This window comes from Aeromonas sp. HMWF017, assembly GCF_003061465.1.
Classification (GTDB): domain Bacteria; phylum Pseudomonadota; class Gammaproteobacteria; order Enterobacterales; family Aeromonadaceae; genus Aeromonas; species Aeromonas veronii.
Genome location: NZ_QAJD01000087.1, coordinates 2217 through 8687 on the forward strand (window position 1 = coordinate 2217; position 6471 = coordinate 8687).

The window sequence follows — 6471 nt, forward strand, 5'->3', positions numbered from 1 at the left end:
AACACGCGAGCCACGCCCGCGAAGTTCCGGGCGCCATGGTGGCAGGCACCCTGCTGCTGGCCGCGGTCTGTCTGGTGCTGGGTCTGGGCGCCCCCTGGATTGCCCCCCATATCGCCAGCTATGGTCAGGCGCTGGTTGCCAGCCAGATGAGTGTCGCCACCGGCGCGACCCTGCTGCCGCTCGATAGCAGCCAGGCGATCCTCTCCCCGCCCGTTATCGCCATCACCCTGCTGGGTCTGTTCCTCATCCCGCTGCTGGTACTGGCCATCTTCAAGGGGCCCAAGCTGGGTCGTCGTCACGCCGGCACCCCGTGGGCCTGTGGTTACGCCTATGAGGAGCGCATGAGCCTCACCTCTGGCGGTGTCACCCACACCTTGCGCCAACTCTGCGCGCCGCTCTATCGCAAGCAGCCGCAGCTCGATCTGGCCAGCGCCCTGCACGGGGTGAGCGATACCAGCGGGACGACCGGCTGGCTGCTGCACGGCGTGGTGCTGGCGCTCTTTATCCTGATGGCTGTAGGAGTCTGATATGCCTGTTCTTGAAATGCCGAGCTGGGGCATGGTTGCCCTCGCCCTGACCCAGGCCATCGCCATGCTGGCGCTGGCGCCGCTCGCCACCGGTTTCAACCGGGTGCTGCGGGCCAAGATGCACTCCCGTCAGGGGCCGGGCCTGCTGCAGGATTACCGGGATATCGCCAAGCTCCTGCGCCGTCAGGAGGTAACTCCCGAGCCTGCCGGCATCATCTTCAACCTGATGCCTGCGCTGCTCATCGCCGCCTTGCTGCTGGTGGGGATGGCACTGCCAACCCTGACTCACGAGTCTCCCTTCCCCATCGCCGGGGATCTCATCACCGATATCTATCTGTTCGCCATCTTCCGCTTCTTCTTTTCGCTGGCGGGGCTCGACAGCGGCAGCATGTTTGCAGGTATTGGTGCCCGCCGCGAGCTGACCCTCGGCATTCTGGTGGAGCCCATTCTGGTGCTCGCCTGCTTCATCATGGCGATGATGGTGGGCAGCTCGGATCTGGGCAACATCAGCAGCTATGTGGCGACCCAGCCGCTGGCCGCGCCGGTTGCCACCCTCTTGGCCGGCGCCGCCTGCGCCTTCGCGGTGTTTGTCGAGATGGGCAAGCTGCCCTTTGACTGCGCCGAAGCCGAGCAGGAGCTGCAGGAGGGGCCGCTTACCGAGTATTCCGGTGCGGGCCTGGCCCTGCTCAAGCTCTCCATCGGCCTCAAGCAGCTGGTAGTGGTGCAGCTCTTTCTGGTGATTTTCCTGCCCTTCGGCAAGGCGGCCAACTGGAGTCTGCCTGCGCTCATCGGCGCGGCGCTGATCCTCGCCTGCAAGCTGCTGGTGGCCTTTTTACTGGCTGGCATCATCGAAAACGCCATGGCCCGTACCCAGTTCGTGCGCACCCACAAGCTCACCCGCTACGGCTTGGGGCTGGCCCTGCTGGCGCTGATCGCCTATCTGGTCGGGGTCTGAGCCATGCCCGCCAGCACAGCAACTTTTTCCGATTTCATCATTTGTGAATGCTCATTCCCGAACATTAAAGTGAGAACTGCATGACCATCGCCATTTCGGATCGCATCGGCTGCGACTACATCCAGCAGGTGCGAGCACAACTGCCCCACGCCATTGTCGACGAGGAGTGGCAAACCGCCGATCAGGCCACCATTACCGTCAAACCCACCAGTCTGGTCGAGACGGCCAGCCTGATTTTCCATCAGCTGGGGGGCTGGCTTCCCCTCTCCTTTGCCAATGACGAGCGCAGCCTCAACGGCCACTTCGCCGTCTACCACGTCTTCTCCATGGAGGGCGACACCAAATGCTGGATCACCGTCAAGGTGCTGGTGGATGCCGATACCCAGGAGTACCCCTCCATCACCCCGACCATTCCGGCGGCGGTGTGGGGCGAGCGGGAGATCCGCGACATGTACGGCCTGCGCGCCATCGGTCTGCCGGACGAACGTCGTCTGGTACTGCCGGATGACTGGCCGGAGGATATCCACCCCCTGCGCAAGGATGCTATGGATTATCGCCAGCGCCCGATGCCCACCACTGACACCGAGACCTACCCCTTCGTCAACGAGCTCGGCAGTGATGCCAACCGTATCGTGCCGGTCGGCCCTCTGCACATCACCTCGGATGAACCGGGCCACTTTCGTCTGTTCGTCGATGGGGAAGACATCATCGATGCCGACTACCGCCTCTTCTATGTCCATCGCGGCATGGAGAAGCTGGCGGAAACCCGCATGGGCTATAACGAAGTGGCGTTTCTGACCGACCGGGTCTGCGGCATCTGCGGTTTTACCCACAGCGTCGCCTACACCACCTCGGTGGAGAACGCCATGGGCATTGCGGTGCCGGAGCGGGCCAAGATGATCCGCGCCGTGCTGCTGGAGGTGGAGCGCCTGCACAGCCATATCCTCAACATCGGCCTGTCGAGCCACTTCACCGGTTTCGACACCGGCTTTATGCAGTTCTTCCGGGTGCGGGAGAAATCCATGACCCTGGCCGAGCTGCTGACCGGTGCCCGCAAGACCTACGGTCTCAACCTGATTGGCGGGGTACGCCGCGACATCTTCAAGGAAGATCGCATCAAGGGTGCCCAGCTGGTACGCGAGCTCCGTGATGAGCTCAAACCCCTGGTGGCCATGCTGCTGGATACCGCCAACATCTCCTCCCGCCTCATCGGTATCGGCAAGCTCGACCCGCAAATTGCCCGCGATTTCAGCTGCGTCGGCCCCATGGTGCGGGCGAGCGGCTTCAAGCGCGACGTGCGTCGGGTCCACGACTTTGCCGGCTACCGCGAGCTGCCGATGGAGATCCAGACCAAGGCGGGTTGCGACGTGCAATCCCGGGTTCTGGTGCGCATCCACGAGCTCTACGACTCCCTCGACATGATTGAGTTTGGCCTGGAACACCTGCCGGAAGGGCCGCTTTTGACCGAAGGCTTCACCTACCAGCCGGGCAAGTTTGCGCTGGGCTTTACCGAGGCTCCCCGCGGCGAGAACGTCCACTGGAGCATGACGGGAGACAACCAGAAGCTGTTCCGCTGGCGCTGCCGCGCCGCCACCTACGCCAACTGGCCCGCCCTGCGCTACATGCTGCGCGGCAATACCGTGGCGGATGCACCGCTCATCATTGGCAGTCTGGATCCCTGCTACTCCTGTACCGACCGGGTCACCCTGGTCGACCCCAAGAAGGGCAAATCCACCGTGGTCTCCTACAAGGAGATCGAGCGCTACGGCATCGATCGCAAAAACTCTCCGCTGAAATAAGGGGTCATCATGATCAAGCTGTTCAAGACCATCCTCAAGGCTGGCACCCCGACCGCCAAGTACCCCTCCGCCCCTTACGAGGTGAACCGGGATTTTCGCGGCAAACCGAAATATCAGGCGGATCAGTGCATCGCCTGCGCCGCCTGCACCAAGGCCTGCCCGGCCAACGCGCTGGTGATGGAAGTGGACATGGAGACCGGCGAACGGCGCTGGGAGAGCTCCATGGCGCGCTGCATCTTCTGCGGCCGCTGCGAGGAGGTCTGCCCGACCCGCGCCATCGCCCTCTCCCCCGAATTCGAGCTGGCGGTGACCAACAAGGCGGATCTCTATGAGGAGGCCCGCTTTGCGCTGGCCCCCTGCACCCTGTGCGGCACCTACTTTGCCCCGAGCAAACTGGTAGCACTGGTGGAGGACACCCTGGTACAAGCGGCCACCCCGCTGGCGCATCCCGAGCGCCTGCACCACTGCCCAGACTGCAAACGAAAACAGAGCATGCTGAGCCAGCCTGACTCGGCCCTGATCACACCGATAGCCACACCGATGGCCGCACAAAAGGAGTGGATGTGATGAGCAAGATCAAAGGCATAGAACCGGTTGTCGGCCATGCCCATACCCGCGCCGTGCCGCTGGCACAGGATCCCGAGATCACCAAACTCAAGAAGACCCTGCTCAAGGACATTCGCCGCTCGGCCTATGTCTACCGGGTCGATTGCGGCGGCTGCAACGCCTGCGAGATCGAGATCTTCGCCACCATCACCCCGCTGTTCGATGCCGAGCGTTTCGGCATCAAGGTGGTCGCCTCCCCCCGCCACGCCGACATCCTGCTCTTTACCGGCGCGGTGACTCGGGCGATGCGGGTGCCGGCCCTGCGTGCCTACGAGGCGGCGCCCGATCCCAAGATCTGCATCGCCTACGGCGCCTGCGGCTGTGACGGTGGCATCTTCCACGACCTCTACTGCGTCTGGGGCGGCACCGACAAGATCGTGCCGGTGGATGTCTATATCCCCGGCTGCCCCCCTACCCCTGCCGCCACCATCTACGGCTTTGCGGTGGCGCTCGGTCTGCTTGAGCAGAAACTCAAAGCCACCAGCCACGAGGTGCAACCGGGTGAGCGGGTCGAACTGCGCCACACCGGCATCCCCAACGAAATCCGGGTGATGATCGAACGCGAAGCGCGCCGCATGGCCGGTTATCGTCAGGGGCGGATCATCGCCGACGAGTTTATGGCCCTGCTCGAAGGGGCGACCCAGCAGGATGTGGATCTGCGCATCCAAAGCTACCTCGATCAGCACGACGATCCGCGCTTGGCGGAGATCGTCAACAACCTCGCAAACGCCTGCCTCAACCGAGCGGCCGGCAAGGGAGAGGCGGTGCATGGCTGACGAGGTTTTCTTCTATCGCCTCTCGCGCAAGTTCGTCGACGAGCAGTTCGACGTGCCGGAAGAGGCAAAGGAGGTGATGTACTACAGCCTCGCCATCGGCCATCACCTCGGCATCGTCGATTGCCTGCGAGCAGACCTGGTCTGCTCGCTGATCGGTTATCGCGACTGGGTGGCCAAGCTGCCAGAGGGAAGTGAAGCGCGCCGCAAGATGGAGGGATTTCTCACCTTTGGCGAGATCACCATCTATCGCGAGCACTGCCATATGCTGGCCTGCGCCTTCGACCGACTGCGCAAAGTCGACAATCTACTCGATGAGCAGGAGCTGGGCTGGACCAACACCTTTATGGAGCAGCTCACCGCCCTCTTTAACGACCCCCATATGTACCTGATGGTAAGGAGCCGCTGATGGGCTGCAATCTCGTGTTGACCGTGGGCAATGCCATGATGGGGGACGACGGTGCCGGCCCCTATCTTGCCGACAAACTGCAAGCCGCCCCCCTGTCCGGCTGGATCCATATCGACGGCGGCATCGCGCCGGAAAATGTGGTCTACAAGGTGCGGGAGCTGCAACCGGAGCGGGTGGTGCTGGTGGATGCCGCCGAGATCGGCGAGAAGGCGGGAACCCTGCAGGTGATCCCCCCCGAGACCATCGCCGAGATGTTTATCTTCTCGACCCACAATATGCCGCTCAATTTCCTGATCGACGAGCTCAAGACCTTTGTCCCAGAGGTGATCTTTGTCGGGGTACAACCGGCCATCGTGGCGTTCTCCTTCCCGATGACCGAGATGGTGAGCGAGGCGATGGATTATCTTTATCAGCATCTTGATGCCGCCAGTGACACCAGTCTGTTAATAGATAAACTGGATCAGTGGAATATTGCCAACGCCAACCGGTGATTATTTATCGAGTTGTTAACGACCGTTATTGACCAACGGTTACGGCAATGTGATCGAGGCCCGATGTTAAATTAAAAACATCGGGCTAATTGTGCTGAACTTGATATAAAACAAGGTTCTTTGATTTTTTCAAAAAATCGCTAACTCTCGCTTTTTTATGACAAAAAAAGCGTTGCCAGTCACAGAAATTTGCCACAAAATGGCGACCGTTATGGAAGTTGATGGGGTCTGGTGGCCTCCTCGGTCTTCAAAACCGATGTGAGCCGAGAAGGCTTTGGCAGGTTCGATTCCTGCCTCTTCCGCCAAATTTATCTATTGAACAAATACTCTCCCGCTGAATTTTTCGGCCTGAATGTTATTTCCATTGTTTGTTCAATATGTTTGAAGTAATACCTTAAAAAAGGTGCTTGCCGCTTGCCAATATAATCCGAACTCAGGTTATCTCGCTGGCCAAAAATTAATTTATCAGCATCGATACAGCATTAATTTATACCCGCTCATTGATGCACCCAGTTTGCACTCATCCGCAAATCGCCAGCAGTGCCATAACCCGTCAGCTCGGCCTCTCTATCGGCAAACCGGTGCGCATCCCGAACCCACGCACTGCACTGGTAATCCCATGCCGAACTCGTCTCACGCGTCAGCCATCCCCCACCGCCAGCCCGCATCAGGTACGGCTGCCGACGATTCACTGCCAGATTCACAGCAACAGCCCAGCCAGCAACAAACGCGCCGTTTGCCGCAAGTGGAGCAGCTGCTGCAGCAACCCTTTCTCGCCGGGTTTATCGAAGCGCTGAGCCGCCCGCTGGTGACCCAGGCGGTGCGCGGCACCCTGAGCGAGCTGCGCCAGAGCGAAGATTTTCGCCAGCATGGCGTTGCCCCCGAGCAGATCGAGGCGCTGATTGCCAAAC

At 60.9% G+C, this 6471-nt stretch carries 6 protein-coding genes, 1 tRNA gene and 2 pseudogenes; all 9 read left to right on the top strand.

The features are described 5' to 3' along the window. Positions 1–527, top strand: a pseudogene (locus DBR30_RS21870) (hydrogenase 4 subunit B); the annotation flags it as partial. 1 nt (position 528) lies between these two features. Next, the gene (locus DBR30_RS08095) at positions 529–1482 is read left to right on the top strand and encodes a respiratory chain complex I subunit 1 family protein (protein ID WP_108541742.1); all 954 of its coding nucleotides are present in this window, start codon (positions 529–531) and stop codon (positions 1480–1482) included. Between the two features lie 80 nt (positions 1483–1562). After that, entirely contained in the window at positions 1563–3281 is a 1719-nt protein-coding gene (locus DBR30_RS08100) for a hydrogenase large subunit (RefSeq protein WP_104014702.1), read from the top strand. Positions 3282–3290: 9 nt separating this feature from the next. Next, positions 3291–3848, top strand: a complete 558-nt coding sequence (locus DBR30_RS08105; protein WP_108541743.1) for a formate hydrogenlyase complex iron-sulfur subunit — start codon at positions 3291–3293, stop codon at positions 3846–3848. After that, positions 3848–4663: an NADH-quinone oxidoreductase subunit B family protein gene (locus DBR30_RS08110; RefSeq protein WP_005301886.1), complete on the top strand. Its 816-nt coding sequence runs from the start codon at positions 3848–3850 to the stop codon at positions 4661–4663. The genes DBR30_RS08105 and DBR30_RS08110 overlap by 1 nt, the downstream gene beginning before the upstream one ends. Beyond that, positions 4656–5069, top strand: a complete 414-nt coding sequence (locus DBR30_RS08115; protein WP_108541744.1) for a formate hydrogenlyase maturation HycH family protein — start codon at positions 4656–4658, stop codon at positions 5067–5069. The genes DBR30_RS08110 and DBR30_RS08115 overlap by 8 nt, the downstream gene beginning before the upstream one ends. Further along, positions 5069–5560, top strand: coding sequence for a hydrogenase maturation peptidase HycI (hycI, locus tag DBR30_RS08120; protein WP_005301892.1), 492 nt, complete (start codon positions 5069–5071; stop codon positions 5558–5560). Before DBR30_RS08115 ends, hycI begins: the two co-directional genes overlap by 1 nt. A gap of 213 nt (positions 5561–5773) precedes the next feature. After that, positions 5774–5865 (top strand) — tRNA-Sec (locus DBR30_RS21205). 314 nt (positions 5866–6179) lie between these two features. After that, positions 6180–6471 (top strand): annotated as a pseudogene (locus DBR30_RS08125) (L-seryl-tRNA(Sec) selenium transferase); the annotation flags it as partial.

What these genes read in the sequence shown, in the direction of transcription:
- DBR30_RS08095 (WP_108541742.1), top strand. Translation starts at nt 529, where the DNA reads ATGCCTGTTCTTGAAATGCCGAGCTGGGGCATGGTTGCCCTCGCCCTG.
- DBR30_RS08100 (WP_104014702.1), top strand. Translation starts at nt 1,563, where the DNA reads ATGACCATCGCCATTTCGGATCGCATCGGCTGCGACTACATCCAGCAG.
- DBR30_RS08105 (WP_108541743.1), top strand. Translation starts at nt 3,291, where the DNA reads ATGATCAAGCTGTTCAAGACCATCCTCAAGGCTGGCACCCCGACCGCC.
- DBR30_RS08110 (WP_005301886.1), top strand. Translation starts at nt 3,848, where the DNA reads ATGAGCAAGATCAAAGGCATAGAACCGGTTGTCGGCCATGCCCATACC.
- DBR30_RS08115 (WP_108541744.1), top strand. Translation starts at nt 4,656, where the DNA reads ATGGCTGACGAGGTTTTCTTCTATCGCCTCTCGCGCAAGTTCGTCGAC.
- hycI (WP_005301892.1), top strand. Translation starts at nt 5,069, where the DNA reads ATGGGCTGCAATCTCGTGTTGACCGTGGGCAATGCCATGATGGGGGAC.